Source organism: Sulfurospirillum diekertiae, from assembly GCF_011769985.2.
GTDB classification, from domain to species: Bacteria; Campylobacterota; Campylobacteria; order Campylobacterales; family Sulfurospirillaceae; genus Sulfurospirillum; species Sulfurospirillum diekertiae.
This window is the reverse complement of record NZ_CP039734.2, coordinates 1,854,919-1,875,593: the sequence shown is the minus strand read 5'-3', so window position 1 is coordinate 1,875,593 and position 20,675 is coordinate 1,854,919. Positions and strand designations below refer to the sequence as shown.

Here is a 20,675-nt window from a genome sequence, read left to right as displayed (position 1 = left end):
TAAGCGAACCTTGCGGTACCGGAGGTCAGGGATTCGAATTCCTTCGGGCGCACCACTTCGTTTAAAATGTCTCTTCAAATACCCTATATTTTGTTTTTTGTAATCCCAATTCTTCATACGATTTTTGTGTAGCTTTATCGTCTTTGTGAACATAAAGTCTGATGCCACATACATCATAGTGCTCTTTTGCCAATGATTTTGCTTTATCTAAAAGCGCATCGTGGATCTCTTTTTCATGTTCATGATCGGTGACAAAAATACTTTGAATACAATAATAAGCACCATTGCTCCAATCACTCCACTCTCTTGTGATCATGGCTAATCCAAGGATGACATGATCAATCGTAGCTATAAGGTAAAAGCCGTTGTGAAATTTTGAAAAGACCTGGTGGACGCCTTCCGTTGTAAGGGCAAGTGAAACATTTTTATTTACAGTTTCTTTTGCAAATAGTACATTAAATTCGGCTATTTCTTTAGCATCATCACGCGTTGCAATACGAACAATAAGATTTTCTAACATGGGTTCTCCTTATTTTTTGGGTTGTAACATAAAGTCGACGATTTCTTGAGCTCCACCATCATGAATGAGTTGAGATAATTTTTTGGAAACATTTGAAAGATTGATACTTTTAATATGGGTTAAAAGTGCTACTGGATCAATATCTTGTTGGGGAAGGATAAGTGCTGCTTTTTGATCAGCGAGTGCTTTTGCATTAAAGTGTTGGTGGTTTGCAGCTGCATGAGGATAAGGGATAAATAATGCGGGCACATTTGCTGCACAAAGTTCCCATAATGTGCTTGCACCTGAACGACTAATGGCAAAGTCAGCACGTGCAAGTTTTTCAGGGATTGCGTTAGAAAAATCAAACACGTCCGCTAAAATACCTTCATCTTCGTAAAATTTTTTCATTTGCTCAAACTCTTTCTTTCCTGTTTGATGAATAATAGCAATGCCTTCTTGCTGCAAAAGCTTTGCCATTTTAAGCGCTAGGTGGTTAATAAAGGTTGCTCCTTGGCTTCCTCCCAAAAAGATGATTGTTTTAAGATCCGATCGTTCTCTTCGACTCTTAAAAAAAGTTTCACTCACGGGATAACTCGTCATAGTTGCTTTTGCGTCATAAGAGCTAAAAAATGCTTTAGAAAAAGGTCTTAAAAGGGAATTGAGTTTACCTTGGATTGCATTTTGTTCATGAATATAAAGAGGTATGCCACACAAGAGTGCTCCAAATGAAGCAGGGGCAGCGGAATATCCCCCTACTGAAAAAACATACTTAACCTGATGTTTTTTGAAAAGAGCTTTACATGTAAAGGCTGAGCGAATGATCGTAAAGAGAGCAAGGACTTTATGTATCCCTTTTTTGTTGACCACTCCGCGGCTTTCTAAAAAATAGGTTTTTTCAAATCCCTTATCATTTTCAAACCACGTTTGATCTTGCCCTGCAGTAGAGCCAATGTAAATAGGTTTGAGTCCGCGCTTGTTTAACTCTTCTTTAATAGCACGGGCGATAACCAAATGACCGCCTGTTCCTCCACCCGTAATAGCAATCATAGCTTAGCCTTTTTACTAATCATCAGTACCATTCCAATACCCACTGCAAGGGCTAAAATAGAACTACCACCGTAGCTAATAAATGGAACGGAAATACCTTTGATAGGGGTAATCGAAGTAATACCATAGGCGTTCATTAGGAAAGAAAAAACGATGAGAAGTCCAATGCCAAGCGAGAAGAGGTAATAAACTTTATTGGAACTTCGGCTAGCAATTTTAAAAATACGATAAACAATCGTGATAATAACTAAGGTCAAAATGGTTACACCAAGTGCTCCCAGCTCTTCAGCAATACCAGCAAGGGCAAAGTCCGTATGAACTTCACTCAAATAGCCTAGTTTAAACATTCCATTGCCAATGCCTTCTCCAAAAATACCACCGTGCTTGATTGCATTGAGCGAGTGTGAAATTTGGTAAGGCTCTGGTGCATCTTCGACTCGTAAGACAGCGGCTATTTTTTCAGGGAAGAGAGAAAGTACCATGTTTTGAATGGTTGCCCACCATGTTTTGATACGCAAGATTCGGTGACTGGAGCTAAAAATTGCCACAAGAAAAACAAAAATGGAGCCTAAAATGGCAAGCATAAAAAGTTGAAGACTTGTTCCTGCAAAAAATGCCATCACGGCAAGGGTCAATGCTAAAACAATCACTTGTCCAAGGTCATTTTGCATTACGGCTATTAAGTAGATAACCAAGACAAAAACTGCCAAATAAGGGAGGATAAGTTTCATCTCTTCTTTGAGTGATTTTTTATCATTATTGAGTTTTCTTGCAAAACTCCATGCCAAAAAATAAACAAAACCAATTTTAAAAAACTCAACAGGGGCTAGTGAAAATCCTGGAAGTCTAATCCACCTTTTTGCTCCACCAGCAGAGGTTACTAAAGATTCTGGAAGGTAGTGCATCACGCCCATCAGTAGAAGGCAACTGAGAAATATTGTGAAGCCAATATGGATTAAAAATTTATCAGGATCTACTTGTGAAAGCGCCCACATTATCGTGATACTCACCATTCCTACAGCAAATTGTCGAATGAAGAAATGATACTCTGAATAGTCAAAGAAAAGTGTCGTAAACACTGGTAAGGACAATGAAAAAACAATGCCAACACAGATGGCAAAGGTGCTGAGTGAAAAAAGTATTTTATCTGTTTCCATGGTTTCTTATTGTATAGTTGGGATTTATATTATTCTACACTAAAATAGATTAAACCTTATAGTATCGCAATTTGGAATAAAATTTGCTTGTATACAACAAGAAATGTGGAAAGGAAAACGATGAGTTTTGAGATTAGCAAATCAAATAAATTAATGGTTGAAGGCTTAAATGCTAGATCAATGCGACAAGATCTTGTCTCTAGTAATATAGCGAACATCGATACACCTTTTTACAAAGCAAGAGATGTGGACTTTGAAAGTGCATTGATTGCAAAAACAAAAGAAATTTATGGTACGAATAATGCTTCCACTAAACTTGAAATGGCTCAAACCGATGGTGCGCACTTAAGCGGCATTACTGATTTTGATAGTTCTAAAGCAACGGTATATCTTCGAGATGGACAAATGGCTCGAAATGATGGTAACACGGTTGATTTAGATGTTGAGTCTTCGGAGCTTGGTAAAAACGCCATGATGTTTAATGCGTTAAGCTCAGCTTTACAAAAAGATAGTCTTATTTTTAAAAGCGTTATTGAATATTCGTCAAAAATATAAGGAAAACAGATGTCCTATTTAAGCAGTTTTGATATTAGTAGTTACGGACTCTCTGCCCAACGTTATCGTATGGAAGTCATTAGCTCCAATATCGCAAATGCAAATACCACGCGAACCAGTGAAGGTGGTCCTTATCAGCGCCAAGATGTTGTCTTTAAAGCGATTGATTTTAACAAAACACTTAACGCCAAAATTGCTAAACAAAATAATATGCTTGATTATGAAAACCCACTTGATGACCCATTCTTGCAAGAAAATGCCAATCCTGCTATAATGAGTGTTAAAGTGGATAAAGTGGTACGTGATGAGAGCGAATTTAAATATAAATACGACCCCTCCCATCCTGATGCCAATGCTGAAGGATATGTTGCATATCCTAATGTCAATCCCGTAATTGAAATGTCCAATCTTGTTGAAGCAACAAGAGCATATCAAGCGAATGTAGCAGCATTTCAAAGTGCGAAATCCATTGCACAAAGTGCAATAGATATTTTAAAAGGATAAGGTAAATGGCTAGTACAATTGACACACTTTCATCATTAACCAATAAATCCAATATCACTGTTAATAAAGCTGATTCATCAAGTGGTGACTTTTCAAAAATTTTACAAGATTCTATTGAAGAGATCAATGATTCCCAAGTGAAAGGTGATAAAGCAATGGCTGATATTGCCACGGGGGAAGTGAAAGATTTACATCAAGCGGCTCTTTCCATCAATAAAGCAGAAATGAGTATGAAAATGATGTTAGAAATTCGCAATAAAGCACTCAGTGCTTACAAAGAGATTGCTAGGACACAAATTTAATTTTCTGCCTACATGGAACAAGCTGACACCAAAAAAATCAAAATCCTTTTTCTCTTTGTTGTTGTTCTTATTGGATTTATTATCTTCCTTGGAACACTTTTTTACTGGGCAACTATTGATAGAAGGTTACCCAAATTAGAGCACAGTGAAGTTAATTATGCTCTTCGTGGTAACATCATTAGTTCGGATGGTTTTAAGATTGCAACGAGTCAAAAACTCTACAAAGCAATCGTTGATACTCGTAATGTTGATCCTCAAAAATTTGACCTCTTTGTTAAACTTTACTCCTTATACAGCGGGGATGATCCCAAGGCTGTTGCTGCAACACTTAATGCAAATTCTGGTACAACCGTCTTATCGTATAAAATCGATTCTAAAAGCGCTAAATATTTACAAGAACTTTCACGAAAACTGTATAAATTAGGTGTTTTTAAAAGTTTTGAAGACCCTAAAACGGGTGTTGCTTTTCTCCATGGTCTGAGTGTCATTGAAAGTGGCGAATACAGGCTCTACCCTTCTGGGGACTCTGTGACGCCTATTGTTGGCTATGTAAAGAAAATTGAGCAAAAAAATATTACCAAATCAACAGGTGTTAAAGGAATTGAGCGTTTTTACGAAGACAAACTTTCATCCGTACAAGACTCGCTAATTATCGGTTCACGTGATATCTCCAATGCCATTATCTTAGATGGTAATAGCGTCTCATCGCGTCGTTTTGATGGCTATGATGTCCATTTAACTCTGTCACTCAAAATGCAAAAAATGATTGAAAGTGTTTTGGATAAATATCAAAAAAATCTTGATGCTAAAGAGATTATAGCTGGCGTGATGAATAGCGAAACAGGCGAATTTATAACACTAGCTTCAAGTAATCGTTTCAATCCTGACACGATTGACAAAAAAGATTATGGAGCTCTTAATATTTCGGCGATAGAGTATATTTATGAACCAGGTTCGGTCATGAAACCTATTACCTTTTCGCTCTTATTTAAAGCCAATAAAATCAATCCTTATGATATGTACAATATTTATGGAGGAAGCTATAAACTTGGTACGAAAGTGATTAAGGATGAGCATAGAGGAGATAAATTAAGCGTTGAAGATATTATTGTTTATTCGAGTAATATTGGAACGGCTCAAGCTGCTCAAAAACTTGATGCAATAGAGTTTTATCAAGGGTTGAAGGATTTTGGATTTTCTGTCAGAAGTGGCGTGGATCTTCCTTTTGAAAACCCAGGTATTATTCCTGCGCTGAACCGTTTTAATTCACCCATTTATAAAGCAACGGTAGGCTATGGCTATGGTATGAATGCGACGTTTATGCAAATTATTAAAGCCTATAACGCTTTTAATAATAACGGACGATTGCTCACTCCTTCTATCGTTAAAAAATTGGTCTCTTCAACGGGACAAGAACTTTTTCCTGAAAAAAATCCAGAAGTACAGGTTATTCCTGTTGCGGTGGCAAAACGTATCCAAAAAATTCTCATTAAAGTTGTTCAGCAAGGAACGGGATCGGGAACGAAAATGAGCGGTTTAGAAATAGGTGGCAAAACAGGAACAGCACACATTGCAGAAGATGGTGAGTATGTTAGAATCTATAATGGTTCATTCTTTGGTTTTGTTAACGATAAGAAAAATAAATATACCGTAGGTGTACTTGTACGTGAAGCGAAAAAAAGACAAGCTTATTTTGCAGCACAAAGTGCGGTTCCTGTTTTTAAAGAGATCATTGAAAAGCTTGTTGACAATGGATATCTCACACCGTCTTCCGATATTCAAAATACCCCGCAAGAAATCAAGCAATAAGGTGTGTAATACACTCCACAAAAGCCTCATCATCATTGGGACATTTCGCAACGATATAACGATCAAAGCCTAATTTATGTGCGAGTTCTGCATACTCCATGCAGAGTTCAAACTCCGTTTCCGAATTATCAATCGTAAATGAAATCGGTACAATGAGCGCATTTTTATTCTCAAGCGAAGTTAGCTTCTCTTCCATAGAAGGCTCAAGCCATTTTACGGGACCAAGTTTGGACTGGTAGGCGAGATGAATCGCTTTAAAATGAAGATTTTCTTCTCTTAGAAGTTCAGCAATAAGCTTTACATGTAATGTGATCTCTTTTTGGTAAGGATCCCCATTCGCGATAATTTTTTGAGGCAACGAGTGGGCAGAAAAAATAAGCTCCATTTGGGCAGGATTATTTTCCCCGAGCGCTTCTTTGATGTTTTTGACTAAAAGTAGGTTATACATTTTATCTTCATAAAAATGGTCAATAACGCGTATTTTACCCGTGAAGCCTAATGTTTTGGCAATTTTCATAAAATCCTCAACGGAAGACTTGGTGGTCGTCGTTGAATAGTGTGGGTATAGTGGCAGTAAAATGACCTCTTTAATCCCTTTTTTTTGAAGTTCAGCAATGACTTCATTGCAAAAGGGCGGTGTATAGCGCATCGCAAAGTTTACATGTAAAGAGGATAGAGCATTTTGGAGTTTATCAACAAGCTGCTGGGTGTACCCCACTAAGGGCGATTTTCCACCCAGTTTCGCATAGTTTGCTTGTGCTTGTTTTGTGCGCGATGTGGTAATGATGAAAGCAATTAAACGTCGTAAAAGCGAGCTTTTAACGGTGATAATATTGCTGTCATTGAACATATTAGACAAAAAGAGCTTGACTTCATCTAGGTTGTTAGGCCCTCCCATATTGAGAAGTACAAGCGCTTTTTGAACCATTTATGCCTTTCGTGAAGAGATGTCGAGGGTAATCATACTATCTTCAATGGTACTTAAACCATGACGATCACCTGTTTCGATGTACTGTGCAAAGGCTTTATGTTCACGAATCAGAGGCTCTTCTTTTTTAAGCATGACTTTGCGGATGACATACGAGTTGTTTTTTTGATATTCTGAATATTCTGTCAAATCTTGTGCCATCAAATCAGCCTCATAATAGCCCTCTTTGGTTGCGACCTCAATCGTACGCTTTCTAAAAGGTGTTAACCAGTTGGTGGTAATGCTTGCGACAATTTCACCTGTGAGCTGAAATGACAAAATAGCATTATCTTCATGGTGATTGTGAATTTTTTGTGATTTGTAGATCGAAACTTTTTCAATTTCATGTTTGGTAATGAAACGAATAAGATCAATGTCATGCACTGAAAGATCGGTCAAGATGCCAACATCGGCAATACGTGGAGGGAACGGTCCAACGCGGGTAATGCCAATACTGTAAATCTCTTTACCTTCAAGTTCGTTGATGAGCGCTGAAACGACTGGGTTGAAGCGTTCGATGTAGCCTACACAGACTTTCGCATTCGCTTTTTGGGCAGCTTTAAGAATTTCAGAAGCCTCTTCACAGTTTGATGCGACTGGCTTTTCGATAAAAAGATCTTTGCCCTTAGCTAAACATTTGAGCGCAACACTTTTGTGTAAAAAGGTTGGAACAACGATAAACCACCGCTTGAAAGTCTGCTTTTTCTAACATCTCGTCAATGTCTGTATAAAACGGCTCATCGTACTCTCTGGTTTGTTGAATATCACATAATGCTGTGAGCTCGAACTCTGGTAAACTCTTTAAAACTCTGTAGTGGTTTTGACCCATAGAGCCAAGACCGATTAGTGCTACTTTAACCATCATTTATGCCTTAATTGCGTTGACAATGAAATCTTGTTGCGTTTCTGTTAAGAACGGACTCATTGGAAGACTCATGATTTCAGTTCCGACTTGCTCGCTGATTGGGAAGTCACCTTTTTTATAACCTAAGTAGCTCAATGCTTCTTGAAGGTGAAGGGGAATAGGGTAGTGAACCGCTGTTGGAACGCCCGCATCATTTAATTTTTGGATCATTGCCTCACGATTTTTCACACGAATGGAATATTGTGCGTACATAGAGTTTCGATCGCTCATGATTTTTGGTGTAACGACATTTGCGCCCTCAAGCAATTGACTGTAACGGCTACCGACTTCGATACGTTTTTTGCATTCTGCTTCAAAATGGTTCATTTTGACATTGAGGATGGCGGCTTGAAGTGCATCAAGTCTACCATTGATACCAATGTATTTGTGCTCGTAACGTTTGCCTTGTCCGTGGTTCAGGAGTGATTTAAGTTTTGCACCAAGTTCATCATCGTTGCAGAAAACAGCACCACCATCACCATAACATCCAAGAGGTTTGGATGGGAAAAAGCTGGTACAACCGATGGTTGAAAGATTGCATGATTTTTTGCCTTTGTACTCTGCTCCAAAACTTTGGCACGCATCTTCGATAACGACTAGATTGTGTTTTTTTGCAATAGCATTAATGGCGTCCATATCCGCCGTTTGTCCGTAAAGAGAGACGGGCATAATGGCTTTTGTTTTAGGTGTAATTTTTGCTTCGATTAGCTTTGGATCGATGTTATACGTTGTTTCATCAATGTCCACAAAGACAGGTTTTGCTTTTAAAAGAGCGATAGTTTCTGCCGTTGCAATGAAAGTAAATGGCGTCGTGATGATTTCATCACCGGGTTGGACATCTATCGCCATTAAGGCTAATAAAAGGGAATCCGTTCCGCTTGAACAGGCAAAGGCATACTTTGCACCTGTGTATTTTGCAAGGTTCTCCTCAAGTTTTGTCACTTGTGGTCCCATAATAAATTGGGTAGAACTTAAAACATTTAAAACTTCTTTGTTGATCTCTTCTTTATAGGTTTCATATTGCGTTTTGAGGTCGATAAAAGGGATTTGCATCATTGTACCTTTAGGTTAAAAATAGCTAATATTTTACTCCAAACATTCTTTTGCGAGGATAAAGTGTTGATGTGCTATCGTTTAGTATGCGTTAGGGAGGTTATATATGAAAACAGTTTTAGTAACAGGAGCATCGCGAGGAATTGGCAAAGCAATCGCTGAAAAACTTTGCCGCCATTACCGTGTCATAGCCCTTGATAAAGAGGTTCCAACCCATCATTTTTTTGAACAATTTTATACGTGCGATCTTAGTAATACTCAAGAGCTACAAGCGGCAATAAAGCAGATTACAAAAGAGATAGATGCGTTGTATGGGCTTGTGAATAATGCGGGTATTTTTATCCATAAACCCTTAAATGAACAGAGTTTGCAGGACTGGGAGAGAATCATCGCGGTCAATCTCACCGCTCCATACATTTTATCGCAAGCCTTTGCGCCCATTTTGAAACAGGGGCATATCATTAACATTGCATCGACACGAGCGTTTATGTCAGAAGCGGGTACGGAGCCTTATTCTGCATCCAAAGGTGGCATTGTCGCTTTAACCCATGCCCTTTCAATCTCCCTTGCAGGTTATGTCAGTGTCAATTCCATCAGCCCGGGTTGGATCAATACCGATGAAAGCTATGTGGCAACTGTAGAAGAACAGGCATGGCATTCTAGTGGACGCATTGGCAAGCCAAGCGACATTGCTGAGGTGGTGAGCTTTTTATTGGAGCGAGAAGATGGATTTATCACGGGGAGTGATTTTGTGGTCGATGGCGGTGTCTCTAAAAAAATGGTGTATCCATGAGACGATTATTCGTCGCTTTTGTGTTAACTTCTTTGAGTTTGTTGGCAGAGTGTTCGTTTAAAACGGACACATTAATAGCCAAAGAGGGTGAAGTAGTCGATAAAAAAAGTGGTTTAATCTGGCGTCGATGCGCTTTAGGACAAGAGTGGCAAAAAGGCAAAGGATGTATGGGCGAAATAGAACTTCTAAAACGTCAAGAGGCGGAAGAAAAGGCGAATGCGTTAGGAAAAGCTTGGCGCATACCGAGCATTGATGAGCTTTTAACTTTGGTGGATGAACGCTGTAAAACACCTGTGATTAACAGCACACTGTTTGGAAAACTTCACGATACTGGTGAAGGAGCAAATTATCTCAGTTCTTCCATTTACCTTGAAGGTGATGATGTGATACCAACGCTTTTTTATACGATTAATTTTCTCGATGGAAGTGCGGATGCCCATACAAAGGGCTATATGGGAGCGGTGTTGTTGGTGCGTTAAGCCCTTTTGATTTCATGCCACATCTTTACATGTAAAGTGCATGAAACCAAAAAGAGGATGCAAAATAGTTCTTAAACAGCGCCCATAATTTTTTTAGAACTTGTGCCTTTGTGGCTGAGTATCTCTTCATAACTCATCGCTTTTGCCGCACAATCGGTCTTTAAAAGTCCTTCATACAGTACGTCGATTTTCTTTTTATTGTCAAGTTTTTTGAGTTCACTTTTATCGAGTCCTGAGAGATCAAGCAGTTCATTCCACACAGAGCTTTCTGCTAAAGAGTACGCATGAATGGTGACACCTTCATAGGTAAATGTGCCGTTTTTATCCAAATCGGTGACATACAGCACGACCAAGGTGGCAGGCGTAAAAAAGGCTTTGTAGCGCTCAAAAAAAGCCTCAAAATGCAAAATACTCTCTAATTCAGCGGCAAAAAAAGTGACGGTGTCGTCATTTGAAACCAATAAAACTTGTTTGGCTTGCACTTTGGGTGGCAAGATACGATCTGGTGAGAGTTGTTTTCCCTCTTCAACGATCAAAGCGCCACGGTAGCCCACGAGGTCATTCCCGATCTCGCCGTTGAAAGAAGGCTGCCACGCTAAATTATTTTCTTTAATAAACTGCAAAATCGACATGTGTATCCTTTATGTGTGATACAGAGGGTTATACAAGAACTATTCCGTGAGGTTTTAAGAGGAAAAAGTAGAATGTTTTAAAGTAGTTGATAGCACGGTCTTGCAAAAGTTAAAAGTTTAGCATAAACTAAGATGTTCTTTTTTCAAAACATTTTTTATTAATAAATGAAAAAAATATTCACAAGCACTCGCTTCATCTGAAAATATCTTCATATTTGTTTTCAACCCTCTTTCACTATAATAAACTTCCCAAGTATTTTCAAATTGTGATATGCAGTATGCTTCATTTGGGAAACCTCCATATAAAGAATACGAATCTTTCCGTACCGATAATTCTTTTAGTTTTTCTTCTAATTGAAGTATATTCATTTATCTTTTCCTTATCTTTACATGTAAAAATTTTCAAAGCGATATTTAACTGAATAATTGTATCTAAATAGCCAATTTTCATCTTAAATTTCTTTACATGTAAACCCTTAAACCCATTTCTAGTATAATCGCGCAACTAATAATGATGGAGCATAATTGCATGAATCACACGTTTAAAATGATCCTTTTTTACCTTGCGATGTTTGTGTCGCTGGGGCTTTTTTGGTTTTGGATGGCTTTGCCTTCTTCTAGCCTTATCACGTTAGACCCAAATGTTAAACTGCAATGTCTCTCTTATGCTCCTTTTGGAAAAGATGAGTCGCCGATGAACATCGCTAAAGGGTTTCGACCTTCAACGGAGCAGATGGACAAAGATTTGGCGCATTTGGCGACGATTACGAGTTGTATTCGTTCTTACTCAAGCGTTGGGCTTGAAGAGTTACCTGAAATTGCGCGTAAACATGGGCTGAAACTGTGGTTGGGTGCATGGGTGAGCAGTGATGCCGCTTTGACGCGCAAAGAGATCGACACGACGATTCGTTTAGCCAAAGAGAACAAAGACATCATCGAAACAGTTGTGGTCGGAAATGAAGCGCTTTTGCGTAACGATGTGAGTGCTTCTCAACTAGTAGGTTACATAGGCGAAGTCAAACAGGCATTGCCTGATATGGTCATCACGTATGCAGATGTATGGGAGTTTTGGAACAAGCATCCTGAGATCGCTCCTGCGGTGGATCGTGTGACCATTCATATCTTGCCGTACTGGGAAGACAAGCCCATCAGTGTGGACAAAGCGCTTTTACATGTAAAGAATATTCGCGAGTTGATGCAACAAAAAATCCCTGACAAAGAGATCGTCATTGGGGAGACAGGTTGGCCGAGTGAAGGGCGTATGAGAGAAAGTGCATACCCCAGTGCTGTGAACCAAGCGCTCTTCACGCGCGGTTTTGTCAAAATGGCGGAAGAGAATGGTTGGAAATACAATTTTATCGAGGCGTTCGATCAGCCGTGGAAACGTATGAGTGAAGGTGCAGTGGGCGGTTTTTGGGGGCTATTTGATGCGAATAGGGCGGATAAGCACATCTTACATGGTTTTGTTTCCAACTTTCCCAATGCTCTTTGGCTTTTCATCGCCAGTTGTACGCTCAGTCTGGTTGGGTTGATTTGGCTTTGGGGATTGCCACGATGTTCATGTAAAAAAGCACCATATTGGTTTGCGACCCTTTTTGGCGGTTCGGTGGCGCTCACATGGCAAGCCAATGCTTACTGGATCGTTTCGCGCAATAATTTAGAGTACGCATGGGCGATTTTGTGCCTGAGTATTGCTTTTTTATTATGGTTGAAACTGGTGCGTTTTCTCATTGATGAAGAGATAGAGATGCGTGGTTCTATGGCGCGATTTATGAGTGTTATAACACTGAGTGAACCTAAAAGTGAAACATTTTGGGAAGATGCCTTGCATCTGTTAAGTGTGAGCGTGGTGCTTGTTATGGCACTCGCTTTGGCGTTTGATGGAAGGTATCTCAACTTTGAGCTTGGAACGCTAGGTATCATCGCTACGGTTTATGCGGTGGTCTATTTTGCAACGGAGCGCAAAGAGCTAAATGGCTTGATGGAAAAGGTCAGTGGTTTGACACTTTTTATCTGTGCTTTGGCGGTCTTACTGCATGAAAGTGCGCGGAATGATTTTGCCCTTAATTGGGTTGTATGCGTGCTGGTTTTTGGTTCGACTTTATGGCTTTCTCCCTCTAAACTGTGTGGCATTACCAAGTCTTTTCTGATTTTAATTGTAAGTGCGCTTCTTTTGGTAGCGATGAAAGAAGGCATCTTTGTCAATGAGTCATGGATAGACGTGTGCGCCGCTGACCCAATGCTTCCTGTATGCCAATTTAGAACACTTCTTGGCAAAGTGGTTTATCTCAATTACGTAGGGCTTTCGGGTATTGTGGTTGCCATCTTTAGTGTGCTCTCCGGAAGTTATGTATTGGGAATGATTGCGATCATCATGGGACTTTTTTGTCTTTTAACGTTCAATGGCTTTTTAGGCGCTATCATTGTTGTTTTAGGTTGGTGGATTGTTGGGTATCGCTTAAACGATCAGTGTGCATTGTAGAGATCGTATCGTGACTGTTTTTAGGGGATTTAATAATAGCCTTTAGGTTTTTTCGTTAAAATAAATAAATTTTTAATAACGGTAGGAAAGAAAGTATGGACGTAAGAGCAGAGTTTTTAAAGTTTTTTGAACAAAAAGGTCACAAGATTGTCGAGAGTTCTCCACTTGTACCTGATGATGCGACGCTTCTGTTTACCAATGCAGGCATGGTTCCTTTTAAGAGTGTTTTTACAGGTGAAGTTCCTCGTCCTAACCCTCCACGCGCGACAAGTTGCCAAACATGTATTCGTGCGGGTGGTAAACACAATGACCTTGATAATGTCGGTTATACAGCGCGCCATCATACTTTTTTTGAAATGCTTGGAAACTTCTCTTTTGGCGATTACTTTAAAGAAGATGCGATTGCGCATGCGTGGGAATTTGTGACCGAAGTGCTTAAACTTCCAAAAGAAAAATTGTGGGTAACGGTTCATGAGAGCGATGATGAAGCTGAGGCAATTTGGAAAAAACATATTGATGCGAGCCGCATTATACGCTTTGGTGATAAAGACAACTTCTGGCAAATGGGCGATACCGGTCCGTGTGGTCCATGTAGCGAAATTTTTATTGATCAAGGGGAAGAGAACTTTAACACGCCTGAAGACTACATGGGAGGCGATGGTGATCGCTTCTTAGAAATTTGGAACCTTGTGTTTATGCAGTATGAGCGTGACAAAGCAGGTGTCCTTCATCCGCTTCCAAAACCTTCCATCGACACAGGTATGGGATTAGAGCGTGTGACGGCAGTTAAAGAAGGTGTGTTTAGCAACTATGACTCAACACTTTTTATTCCTCTCACCAACAAAGTGGCAGAACTGTGTGGTAAACCTTATGCGTACAAAACGGGTGCAAGTTACCGTGTTATTGCGGATCATATTCGTGCCGTTTCCTTTCTTGTGGCACAAGGCACAACTTTTGGTCGTGTCGGTCGCGGGTATGTGCTTAGACGCATCCTTCGTCGTGCCGTTCGACATGGTTATCTTTTAGGACTCAGAGAGCCCTTTATGTACAAACTTTTAGATACGTTGTGTGATCTGATGGGTAAACAGTATCCGTACATTGTGACTAAAAAAGAGGTCATTGCTGAACAGATCAAAAACGAAGAAGAGAGCTTCTTTGCGACCATCGCTTCAGGACTCGAACTTTTTGAGAAAGAACTCCCCAATACCAAAACAATGTTTAGTGGTGAAGTGGCGTTTAAACTCTACGATACGTATGGTTTTCCTCTTGATTTGACAGCTGATATGCTCAGAGAAAAAGGGTTAAGCGTTAACGAAGCCGAGTTTGAAGCTTTGATGGCGGAGCAAAAAGCACGTTCCAAAGCCTCATGGAAAGGCAGTGGTGACAAAGCAACTCAAGGTGAGTTTAAACCGCTTCTTGAAAAATTTGGCCTCAATACCTTTGTGGGTTACACTCAAAAAGAAGCCAAAACAAAAGTCTTAGCGCTTTTAGATGAAAACTTCAAAGAGGTTCAGAGCTTGGAAGAAAACGGATGGGTCATGTTTGAGCAAACACCATTTTATGCGATGAGCGGTGGACAAAGTGGCGATGAAGGTATCATCGAAGGATACGGAAAAGTCCTTGATACCAAGAAATTTTTTGACCTAAATCTCTCTTTGGTAGAACTTGATATGCCTTTACATGTAAATGATGAGGTGAGTGTTAGTGTTGATCTCTCACGTTTAGAGATCGAAAAACATCACAGTGCAACGCACCTCCTTCACAGCGCTCTTCGCAAAGTCTTAGGAGATCATGTAAGCCAAGCGGGAAGTTTGGTTGAAAAAGATCGTCTACGTTTTGACTTCTCCCATCCTAAAGCGTTGAGTAATGAAGAGATTGTGAAAATTGAAGCCTTAGTGAACAGCTTCATTGCCAGTGGTGTTGCGGGGCAAACTAAACTAATGAATGTAACGGAAGCTAAAAACAGTGGCGCAATGGCACTGTTTGGTGAAAAATACGGCTCAGAAGTTCGTGTGGTTAGTTTTGGCGATGCAAGCATTGAGCTGTGCGGTGGAACGCATGTCAGCAATACCGCCAATATTGGAAGTTTTTTCATCTTAAAAGAGAGCGGTGTGAGTGCGGGAGTGAGGCGTATTGAAGCGATTTGTGGTGGTGCGGCGTTAGCGTATGCCCAAAACCTTAGAGCTGAAATCGAAGCGATTAAAGAGAGTCTCAAACACAAAGAGCCACTCATCGGTATTAACCGTCTTAAAGAAGAGATTAAAACCTTAAAAACGGAAGTTGAATCTCTTAATGCCCACGCAGGAAAAGCCGTAGAATCTTTACATGTAAACGGTGTTGAACTCATCGTTGACGTTCTTGGCGCTGGAGATATTAAAGCGCGTATTGATGATCTTAAAAATGAAAAAGAATCTGTTGCGGTACTTTTGTTGCAAGTCAAAGAGGACAAAGTGATGATCGCAGCAGGTGTTAAAAATGCGGCCATTAAGGCAGGTGCTTGGATTAAAGAGATTGCACCTATTGTTGGTGGCGGTGGTGGTGGTCGTGATGACTTTGCACAAGCAGGTGGACGCGATGCTTCAAAAATAGAGGAAGCTAAAAAAGCAGCCATTGAGTATGCTAAAACGGTTCTTCAAGGCTAGATGATGCGTGATTTTTTCATAGAAATATTTGGCGATTTTGGCAGAATCATCGTTTTTTTACATGTCATTAGTTCAGCATTATTAATTGGCAGTATGTTCATAATGCGATTTGTCATTCAACCTGTGGAAGAATATGTTCCTGATGAAAAGATCAAGTTCAATAGTTGTATGCAAATGATGCGCCGTTATATTCTTTTTTTAGTCCCTGTAATGTTAGTGATCGTGATAACATCGGTGTTTATGCACATAGGGCTTGGCTTTAAATCAGGCAATCCTACCACGTATGTCATGGTGCATACTAAAGAAGCCCTTTGGACATTTATTGCCTTTAATTTTATTTACATGTATTTTAAATACCTCAGAGCTAAAAAAGGATTAGCCGAAGAGAATTACATTGAGGTCGAGGAAAATGTGATCTTAATGGTGAAATATCTTATTCCGCTTAATTTACTTTTAGCCATTATCTCGGTCTATTTTGGCGTGATTTTACGAGGCTATTAAGATGCAAACGATCGTTTTAGGCTCCACTTCTATCACGAGAGCAGAACTGCTGAGCAAATTTGGAGTTCCGTTCATTCAACGAGATGCTGGCTTTGATGAAGAGAGCCTTCGCATCAGTGATCCTTCGCATTTTGTCTACCATGCGACCAAGGGAAAAATGCAGAGTTACCTTGAAAAATACGACTTGGAAATGCCTGTCTTGTGTGCCGATACGGTTGTAACTGCCAATGGGCAAATCCTTCGTAAAGCCAAAGACAGAGCCGATGCCAAACGTATTTTAGAAGCGCAAAGTGGCAATACGGTGAGCATCCTCAGTTGTATGATCTATAAATCCAAAACGATTGAACTTATTGATCTCTCAACCACCGATTATCTTTTTTTACCTTTTGATACCAAAGCATTGCATGATTATTTAGAGAGTGATGAATGGCAGGGAAAAGCGGGCGCATGTATGGTGGAAGGATTTTGTAAATCATATATTAAAGAAGTGGTCGGATTAGAGAGTACCGCTATGGGGCTGAGCGTTGAGAAGCTTCTGCCTTTTTTGACCAAGTAATCATGTATCACAACGAACTGCAAGCCATCACCAAAGCCAATCGCTACCGAAGCCGTAAGCTTTATGATGACGATTTGGCGGATTTTAGCTCGAACGATTATCTCGGCTTTGCTGAAAATAAAACCCTTTTTGAACATGCCGTAGCGCAAGTTTCTCAGTATAAAACGCATGCTCCAAAAGCTTCCATTTTAGTCAATGGCTATCATCCCATTCATGAAGAATTTGAAGCGTTTTTAATTAAACATAACGGTTTTGAAGCCGCCCTGGTGTGCGGGAGTGGTTTTTTAGCCAATTTTTCGTTGATTGAGGCGTTACCGCGCAAACGAGATCTTTTAATTTTGGATGAAGAGTATCACGCCAGTGGTATGGTCGCCTCTAAAACGGTGGATGCTGAGGTGTTGCTTTTTAAACACAATGATGCGAATCATCTGGAGAGTTTGATCAATACACACAATCATAACCGTATTATTATTGCCGTTGAAGGCATTTACTCAATGAGTGGCGATCTTCTCAATCCTGATATTTTTGAGATAGCGGATCGTTACAATGCGCTTTTGATTGTGGATGAAGCGCACAGTGTGGGTGTTGTGGGTGAGCATCTTCGAGGTGTGTTTGATCTTTACAACATTGCACCCAAAGCCAACCATATCAAAATGGGCACACTGGGAAAAGCTTTGGGAAGTTATGGTGCGTATATTTTATGCTCCGAACACATCAGCGAATTTTTACAAAATCGTGCTAAAGCAATTATTTATACTACCGCTCCTTCATTGTTCGATATTTCCTTGGGCTACCAAGGGTTAGTGTACATTTCCAAAAATCAAGCAAGCTTGAAAGTTGAAATAGCCAAACGTCAAGCTGTTGTGAAAACGGTATTGGGCGTGAATATTAAAGGGTTGATCTGCTCATATCCATTGAGCGAAGGTGCCGATGCCCTAAGTATTCAACAAAAATTGATAGAAGAGGGCTTTTTAGTGGGAGCGATTCGACCTCCTACGGTTCCAAAACCTATTTTGCGTCTGATCCCACGCCTTGGTGAGAGTGTAGAAAAGTTAGAAACGTTGTGCTCTCTGATCCAAAAGGGGAGCTTTTGAGCTTTACATGTAAACAGCTTCTCATCAAAAGTAAAGTGAAAACACTGCTTGATGTGAGCTTTTCTTTTGAAAAGTCGTTTGCATTGATTGGCGAGAGCGGCAGTGGAAAAAGTTTGACACTCAAAGCGCTCTTAGGGATGTTACCTCAAGAATTGGATGCATCGCTTGAGTATAATGCTTCATATGAACTGCATCGAGGTGAAAGCATCGCTTTTGTACCGCAAAATCCTTTTACGGCACTCTCTCCTTTGACAAAAATTAGTCAACAGTTTATGGTAAGCGAAGAAATTGCAGAGAAATACCTGAAAATGGTAGAACTAGATATTGCCTTTTTAGATCGTTTTCCCTCTGAACTGAGCGGTGGACAGTTACAACGTCTTATTATTGCGATGGCGCTGTCGCTAAAACCTAGACTTTTACTCTTGGATGAGCCGACAACGGCGCTGGATGAAGAGAGTAAAACAACGGTTTTGGAGCTGATTTCAAGGCTTCAAAAAGAGTGTGAATTTGATCTACTGTTTGTAACGCACGATATTAGTACCATTGAGCATTTATGCGATAATGTTGGCATTATTCAGCAAGGGAAAATCGTTGAGAGCGGTTTGACCAAAAATATTTTACAGGACCCAAAAGAGGCGTATACGAAGCAACTTTTAGAGTCTGGATTTAGACAAAGGAGTTTTAGAACGTGAAATATATTATAACAATTTTGACGATGATTGCATTTGCAGCTTTGATGGCACTTATTTTTTTATACGCACAAATCAGGTTTGATGCCTATAAAATTATTGATTATGCACCAAAATTAACCACACAGATTTATGATAGAAATGGTGAACTCATTGCCAATCTTTTTGATGATGAAAATAGGTTATATGTGGACTATAAAAATATTCCTCCACGTTTGATCGAAGCATTAGTTGCCACCGAAGATACCTCATTTTTTGAGCACAGTGGTATTAATCTTGAGGCTATTTTTAGAGCACTTGTAAAAGATATTCATGCCATGAAAATGGTCGAAGGTGCAAGTACCATTACACAACAGTTGATTAAAAATACGGTTCTCAGTCGTCAAAAGACGTTAACGCGAAAAGTCAATGAAGCTATTTTGGCATATACCGTAGAATCTTCTTTAACCAAAGAGCAGATTTTGGAGCGTTACTTTAATCATGTTTATTTTGGGCATGGCTACTATGGTGTTAAAACAGCGGCACATGGTTATTTCAATAAAACTCTTGATGCTCTTACCCTTAAAGAAATCGCCATTCTTGTAGGACTTCCTAAAGCTCCTAGCTCTTACGATCCGACAAAACATATGGATCTTTCGTTGAGCCGTGCCAATCAGGTTGTCAATCGTATGTATGCCTTAGGTTGGATCAGTGAGGCTGAGTATACGAAATCAACACTAGAGCATCCAATGGTGTATGATGAGACACTCACACGAAATCGTGCGCCTTATGTTGTGGATGAAGTTATTAAAAGCTTAAGTACAGAGTATGATGATATTAAAAAAGGTGGTTATCAAATTTATTTGACGATTGACTTAAAACTTCAGCATTTAGCGCATGAGTCGCTCAAAGTAGGTTACAATGGCATGGTTTCACGAATGGGTAAAGATGCCAATGCTTCGGATCTTAACGGTGCGATGGTGGTTATGGAAAATGGTACGGGCAATATCCTAGCCCTTGTGGGGGGGATTGATTATGCGAAAAGCAGTTTTAACCGTGCCACCCAAAGTAAACGCCAACCCGGTTCAAGTTTTAAACCGTTCTTGTACCAAAAAGCGTTGGATTGGGGATACTCTCCTCTGTCTGAAATTCCAGATATTTCACGAACCTATGTCAATAGCGAAACCGATGAAGAGTGGAAACCTAAAAACTATGAAAATGATTTTGAAGGACTGATAACCCTTAAAGAGGCATTGGTTCATTCACGCAACCTTGCAACCATCAACCTTTTATCGCTTTTGGGATTGGATAGTGTGTATAAAGAACTCAAAAAAGATGGTTTTAAAAATCTCTCCATGGACCTCTCTTTAGCGCTAGGAAGTTTTGGAATCTCTCCCCTAGAGTACAGTGGTTTTTATTCAATGTTTGCAAATTATGGTGTAAGAACAGAGCCAATGTTGGTTAAAAAAATCATTAATCGTCAAGGTGTAGAAAAAGTTTATGAAACCAAAACACAAACAATGACTTCTCCAAAGCAGAGCTATTTGATGATTGATATGATGAAAGAGGTTGTCAAACGAGGAACGGGTAGAAATGCACAAGTGCCTGGTATTGAAATTGCAGGTAAAACAGGAACAACCAACAGCAGTGTGGATGCCTGGTTCTGTGGTTTTTCTCCTGATATTGAAGTGATCACTTGGTTTGGAAATGACAATAACTCCCCACTCAAAAAGGGTGAAACAGGTGGTCGCTCAGCTGCGCCAGCCTTTAAATACTTTATGACAAAATATGTGGAACTTCATCCAGAAACAACACGTGAATTTAAAATACCAGAAGGCGTTGAGTCTCGTAAAATTGATGGAACAACAGAGTTCTTTACCGACGTCTCACCTTTCCCAAAAACCAATAATGTCAAACAACTCAAAGAAGATAGTGGGTTGATGTTCTAGTGGATGATGGATTGCCAAGAGAGAAGAAGTTTTAGAAAGCTACTTCAACGTAGCTTTTCAAGCCAAACTAAGAAGTAAT

General features: G+C 39.8%; 22 protein-coding genes. 13 read left to right on the top strand and 9 right to left on the bottom strand.

From position 1 onward, the window contains the following. Window positions 1–61: 61 nt before the first annotated feature. The 3 genes from FA584_RS09565 to FA584_RS09555 are packed head-to-tail and all read right to left on the bottom strand — an operon-like array spanning window position 62 to window position 2,706. Entirely contained in the window at window positions 62–520 is a 459-nt protein-coding gene (locus tag FA584_RS09565; RefSeq protein WP_096047087.1) for a GNAT family N-acetyltransferase, read from the bottom strand. 9 nt (window positions 521–529) lie between these two features. Further along, the gene (gene murG / locus FA584_RS09560) at window positions 530–1,549 is read right to left on the bottom strand and encodes an undecaprenyldiphospho-muramoylpentapeptide beta-N-acetylglucosaminyltransferase (RefSeq protein ID WP_167749287.1); all 1,020 of its coding nucleotides are present in this window, start codon (window positions 1,547–1,549) and stop codon (window positions 530–532) included. Next, window positions 1,546–2,706, bottom strand: a complete 1,161-nt coding sequence (locus tag FA584_RS09555) for an FtsW/RodA/SpoVE family cell cycle protein (protein WP_087439082.1) — start codon at window positions 2,704–2,706, stop codon at window positions 1,546–1,548. The genes murG and FA584_RS09555 overlap by 4 nt, the downstream gene beginning before the upstream one ends. A gap of 120 nt (window positions 2,707–2,826) precedes the next feature. Between FA584_RS09555 and flgB the strand changes: the two genes are divergently transcribed. Genes flgB through FA584_RS09535 form a run of 4 tightly spaced genes read left to right on the top strand, consistent with a single transcriptional unit; the run spans window position 2,827 to window position 5,876 of the window. After that, window positions 2,827–3,261 carry a flagellar basal body rod protein FlgB gene (gene flgB / locus FA584_RS09550; RefSeq protein ID WP_087439081.1) on the top strand — a complete coding sequence of 145 codons (435 nt, stop codon included), beginning with the start codon at window positions 2,827–2,829 and terminating at the stop codon, window positions 3,259–3,261. A gap of 9 nt (window positions 3,262–3,270) precedes the next feature. After that, window positions 3,271–3,765, top strand: a complete 495-nt coding sequence (flgC, locus tag FA584_RS09545; RefSeq protein WP_167749286.1) for a flagellar basal body rod protein FlgC — start codon at window positions 3,271–3,273, stop codon at window positions 3,763–3,765. Window positions 3,766–3,770: 5 nt separating this feature from the next. Then, the gene (fliE, locus tag FA584_RS09540; protein ID WP_167749285.1) at window positions 3,771–4,067 is read left to right on the top strand and encodes a flagellar hook-basal body complex protein FliE; all 297 of its coding nucleotides are present in this window, start codon (window positions 3,771–3,773) and stop codon (window positions 4,065–4,067) included. A 12-nt stretch (window positions 4,068–4,079) separates the two neighbouring features. Next, entirely contained in the window at window positions 4,080–5,876 is a 1,797-nt protein-coding gene (locus FA584_RS09535) for a peptidoglycan D,D-transpeptidase FtsI family protein (protein WP_096047083.1), read from the top strand. On the opposite strand, the gene hemH is transcribed toward FA584_RS09535, so the two are convergent. The 4 genes from hemH to FA584_RS09520 all read right to left on the bottom strand — a co-directional run bounded on the left by hemH (window position 5,866) and on the right by FA584_RS09520 (window position 8,800). After that, the gene (gene hemH, locus FA584_RS09530) at window positions 5,866–6,804 is read right to left on the bottom strand and encodes a ferrochelatase (protein ID WP_096047082.1); all 939 of its coding nucleotides are present in this window, start codon (window positions 6,802–6,804) and stop codon (window positions 5,866–5,868) included. The genes FA584_RS09535 and hemH overlap by 11 nt on opposite strands. Next, window positions 6,805–7,245 (bottom strand): Gfo/Idh/MocA family protein, encoded by a 441-nt coding sequence (locus tag FA584_RS14520; RefSeq protein WP_501993676.1) that lies wholly within the window; start codon window positions 7,243–7,245, stop codon window positions 6,805–6,807. A gap of 223 nt (window positions 7,246–7,468) precedes the next feature. Next, window positions 7,469–7,705: a Gfo/Idh/MocA family oxidoreductase gene (locus FA584_RS14515; protein ID WP_256431161.1), complete on the bottom strand. Its 237-nt coding sequence runs from the start codon at window positions 7,703–7,705 to the stop codon at window positions 7,469–7,471. A 3-nt stretch (window positions 7,706–7,708) separates the two neighbouring features. Beyond that, a complete protein-coding gene (locus FA584_RS09520) occupies window positions 7,709–8,800 on the bottom strand; it encodes a DegT/DnrJ/EryC1/StrS family aminotransferase (RefSeq protein ID WP_167749284.1) in 1,092 nt (363 codons plus the stop codon). Between the two features lie 106 nt (window positions 8,801–8,906). Between FA584_RS09520 and FA584_RS09515 the strand changes: the two genes are divergently transcribed. Both FA584_RS09515 and FA584_RS09510 read left to right on the top strand, forming a co-directional pair. Then, window positions 8,907–9,593 carry an SDR family NAD(P)-dependent oxidoreductase gene (locus FA584_RS09515; protein WP_167749283.1) on the top strand — a complete coding sequence of 229 codons (687 nt, stop codon included), beginning with the start codon at window positions 8,907–8,909 and terminating at the stop codon, window positions 9,591–9,593. Beyond that, window positions 9,590–10,072 carry an Lcl C-terminal domain-containing protein gene (locus tag FA584_RS09510; protein WP_167749282.1) on the top strand — a complete coding sequence of 161 codons (483 nt, stop codon included), beginning with the start codon at window positions 9,590–9,592 and terminating at the stop codon, window positions 10,070–10,072. Before FA584_RS09515 ends, FA584_RS09510 begins: the two co-directional genes overlap by 4 nt. 71 nt (window positions 10,073–10,143) lie before the next feature. Here the strand turns inward: FA584_RS09510 and FA584_RS09505 are convergent, their stop codons facing one another. Together FA584_RS09505 and FA584_RS09500 are read right to left on the bottom strand one after the other, a co-directional pair. After that, window positions 10,144–10,704, bottom strand: a complete 561-nt coding sequence (locus tag FA584_RS09505; RefSeq protein WP_167749281.1) for a hypothetical protein — start codon at window positions 10,702–10,704, stop codon at window positions 10,144–10,146. A gap of 117 nt (window positions 10,705–10,821) precedes the next feature. Beyond that, window positions 10,822–11,073: a hypothetical protein gene (locus FA584_RS09500; RefSeq protein ID WP_167749280.1), complete on the bottom strand. Its 252-nt coding sequence runs from the start codon at window positions 11,071–11,073 to the stop codon at window positions 10,822–10,824. Between the two features lie 160 nt (window positions 11,074–11,233). Here FA584_RS09500 and FA584_RS09495 point away from each other — a divergent pair, with 160 nt between their 5' ends. From FA584_RS09495 to FA584_RS09465, 7 genes are all read left to right on the top strand, one after another. Next, the gene (locus FA584_RS09495; RefSeq protein ID WP_167749279.1) at window positions 11,234–13,186 is read left to right on the top strand and encodes a glycoside hydrolase family 17 protein; all 1,953 of its coding nucleotides are present in this window, start codon (window positions 11,234–11,236) and stop codon (window positions 13,184–13,186) included. Between the two features lie 95 nt (window positions 13,187–13,281). Next, complete coding sequence (alaS, locus tag FA584_RS09490) at window positions 13,282–15,828, top strand: alanine--tRNA ligase (RefSeq protein WP_096047075.1); 2,547 nt, start codon at window positions 13,282–13,284, stop codon at window positions 15,826–15,828. A gap of 3 nt (window positions 15,829–15,831) precedes the next feature. Next, window positions 15,832–16,329, top strand: coding sequence for a hypothetical protein (locus tag FA584_RS09485; protein ID WP_096047074.1), 498 nt, complete (start codon window positions 15,832–15,834; stop codon window positions 16,327–16,329). Window position 16,330: 1 nt separating this feature from the next. After that, window positions 16,331–16,885: a septum formation inhibitor Maf gene (gene maf / locus FA584_RS09480; protein WP_096047073.1), complete on the top strand. Its 555-nt coding sequence runs from the start codon at window positions 16,331–16,333 to the stop codon at window positions 16,883–16,885. Between the two features lie 2 nt (window positions 16,886–16,887). Beyond that, entirely contained in the window at window positions 16,888–17,979 is a 1,092-nt protein-coding gene (locus FA584_RS09475) for an aminotransferase class I/II-fold pyridoxal phosphate-dependent enzyme (protein WP_338055369.1), read from the top strand. Then, entirely contained in the window at window positions 17,976–18,671 is a 696-nt protein-coding gene (locus FA584_RS09470; RefSeq protein WP_096047071.1) for an ATP-binding cassette domain-containing protein, read from the top strand. Before FA584_RS09475 ends, FA584_RS09470 begins: the two co-directional genes overlap by 4 nt. Further along, complete coding sequence (locus FA584_RS09465; protein WP_167749278.1) at window positions 18,668–20,596, top strand: penicillin-binding protein 1A; 1,929 nt, start codon at window positions 18,668–18,670, stop codon at window positions 20,594–20,596. Before FA584_RS09470 ends, FA584_RS09465 begins: the two co-directional genes overlap by 4 nt. The last annotated feature ends 79 nt before the right edge of the window (window positions 20,597–20,675 follow it).

Excerpts from the sequence above, each read along its gene's own strand:
- alaS (WP_096047075.1), top strand. The coding sequence starts at position 13,282 with ATGGACGTAAGAGCAGAGTTTTTAAAGTTTTTTGAACAAAAAGGTCAC.
- FA584_RS09555 (WP_087439082.1), bottom strand. The coding sequence starts at position 2,706 with ATGGAAACAGATAAAATACTTTTTTCACTCAGCACCTTTGCCATCTGT.
- FA584_RS09495 (WP_167749279.1), top strand. The coding sequence starts at position 11,234 with ATGAATCACACGTTTAAAATGATCCTTTTTTACCTTGCGATGTTTGTG.
- FA584_RS09475 (WP_338055369.1), top strand. The coding sequence starts at position 16,888 with ATGTATCACAACGAACTGCAAGCCATCACCAAAGCCAATCGCTACCGA.
- murG (WP_167749287.1), bottom strand. The coding sequence starts at position 1,549 with ATGATTGCTATTACGGGTGGAGGAACAGGCGGTCATTTGGTTATCGCC.
- FA584_RS14515 (WP_256431161.1), bottom strand. The coding sequence starts at position 7,705 with ATGGTTAAAGTAGCACTAATCGGTCTTGGCTCTATGGGTCAAAACCAC.
- flgC (WP_167749286.1), top strand. The coding sequence starts at position 3,271 with ATGTCCTATTTAAGCAGTTTTGATATTAGTAGTTACGGACTCTCTGCC.
- FA584_RS09505 (WP_167749281.1), bottom strand. The coding sequence starts at position 10,704 with ATGTCGATTTTGCAGTTTATTAAAGAAAATAATTTAGCGTGGCAGCCT.
- maf (WP_096047073.1), top strand. The coding sequence starts at position 16,331 with ATGCAAACGATCGTTTTAGGCTCCACTTCTATCACGAGAGCAGAACTG.
- FA584_RS09565 (WP_096047087.1), bottom strand. The coding sequence starts at position 520 with ATGTTAGAAAATCTTATTGTTCGTATTGCAACGCGTGATGATGCTAAA.
- FA584_RS09515 (WP_167749283.1), top strand. The coding sequence starts at position 8,907 with ATGAAAACAGTTTTAGTAACAGGAGCATCGCGAGGAATTGGCAAAGCA.
- FA584_RS09485 (WP_096047074.1), top strand. The coding sequence starts at position 15,832 with ATGCGTGATTTTTTCATAGAAATATTTGGCGATTTTGGCAGAATCATC.
- FA584_RS09535 (WP_096047083.1), top strand. The coding sequence starts at position 4,080 with ATGGAACAAGCTGACACCAAAAAAATCAAAATCCTTTTTCTCTTTGTT.
- flgB (WP_087439081.1), top strand. The coding sequence starts at position 2,827 with ATGAGTTTTGAGATTAGCAAATCAAATAAATTAATGGTTGAAGGCTTA.
- FA584_RS09510 (WP_167749282.1), top strand. The coding sequence starts at position 9,590 with ATGAGACGATTATTCGTCGCTTTTGTGTTAACTTCTTTGAGTTTGTTG.
- FA584_RS09500 (WP_167749280.1), bottom strand. The coding sequence starts at position 11,073 with ATGAATATACTTCAATTAGAAGAAAAACTAAAAGAATTATCGGTACGG.
- fliE (WP_167749285.1), top strand. The coding sequence starts at position 3,771 with ATGGCTAGTACAATTGACACACTTTCATCATTAACCAATAAATCCAAT.
- hemH (WP_096047082.1), bottom strand. The coding sequence starts at position 6,804 with ATGGTTCAAAAAGCGCTTGTACTTCTCAATATGGGAGGGCCTAACAAC.
- FA584_RS09520 (WP_167749284.1), bottom strand. The coding sequence starts at position 8,800 with ATGCAAATCCCTTTTATCGACCTCAAAACGCAATATGAAACCTATAAA.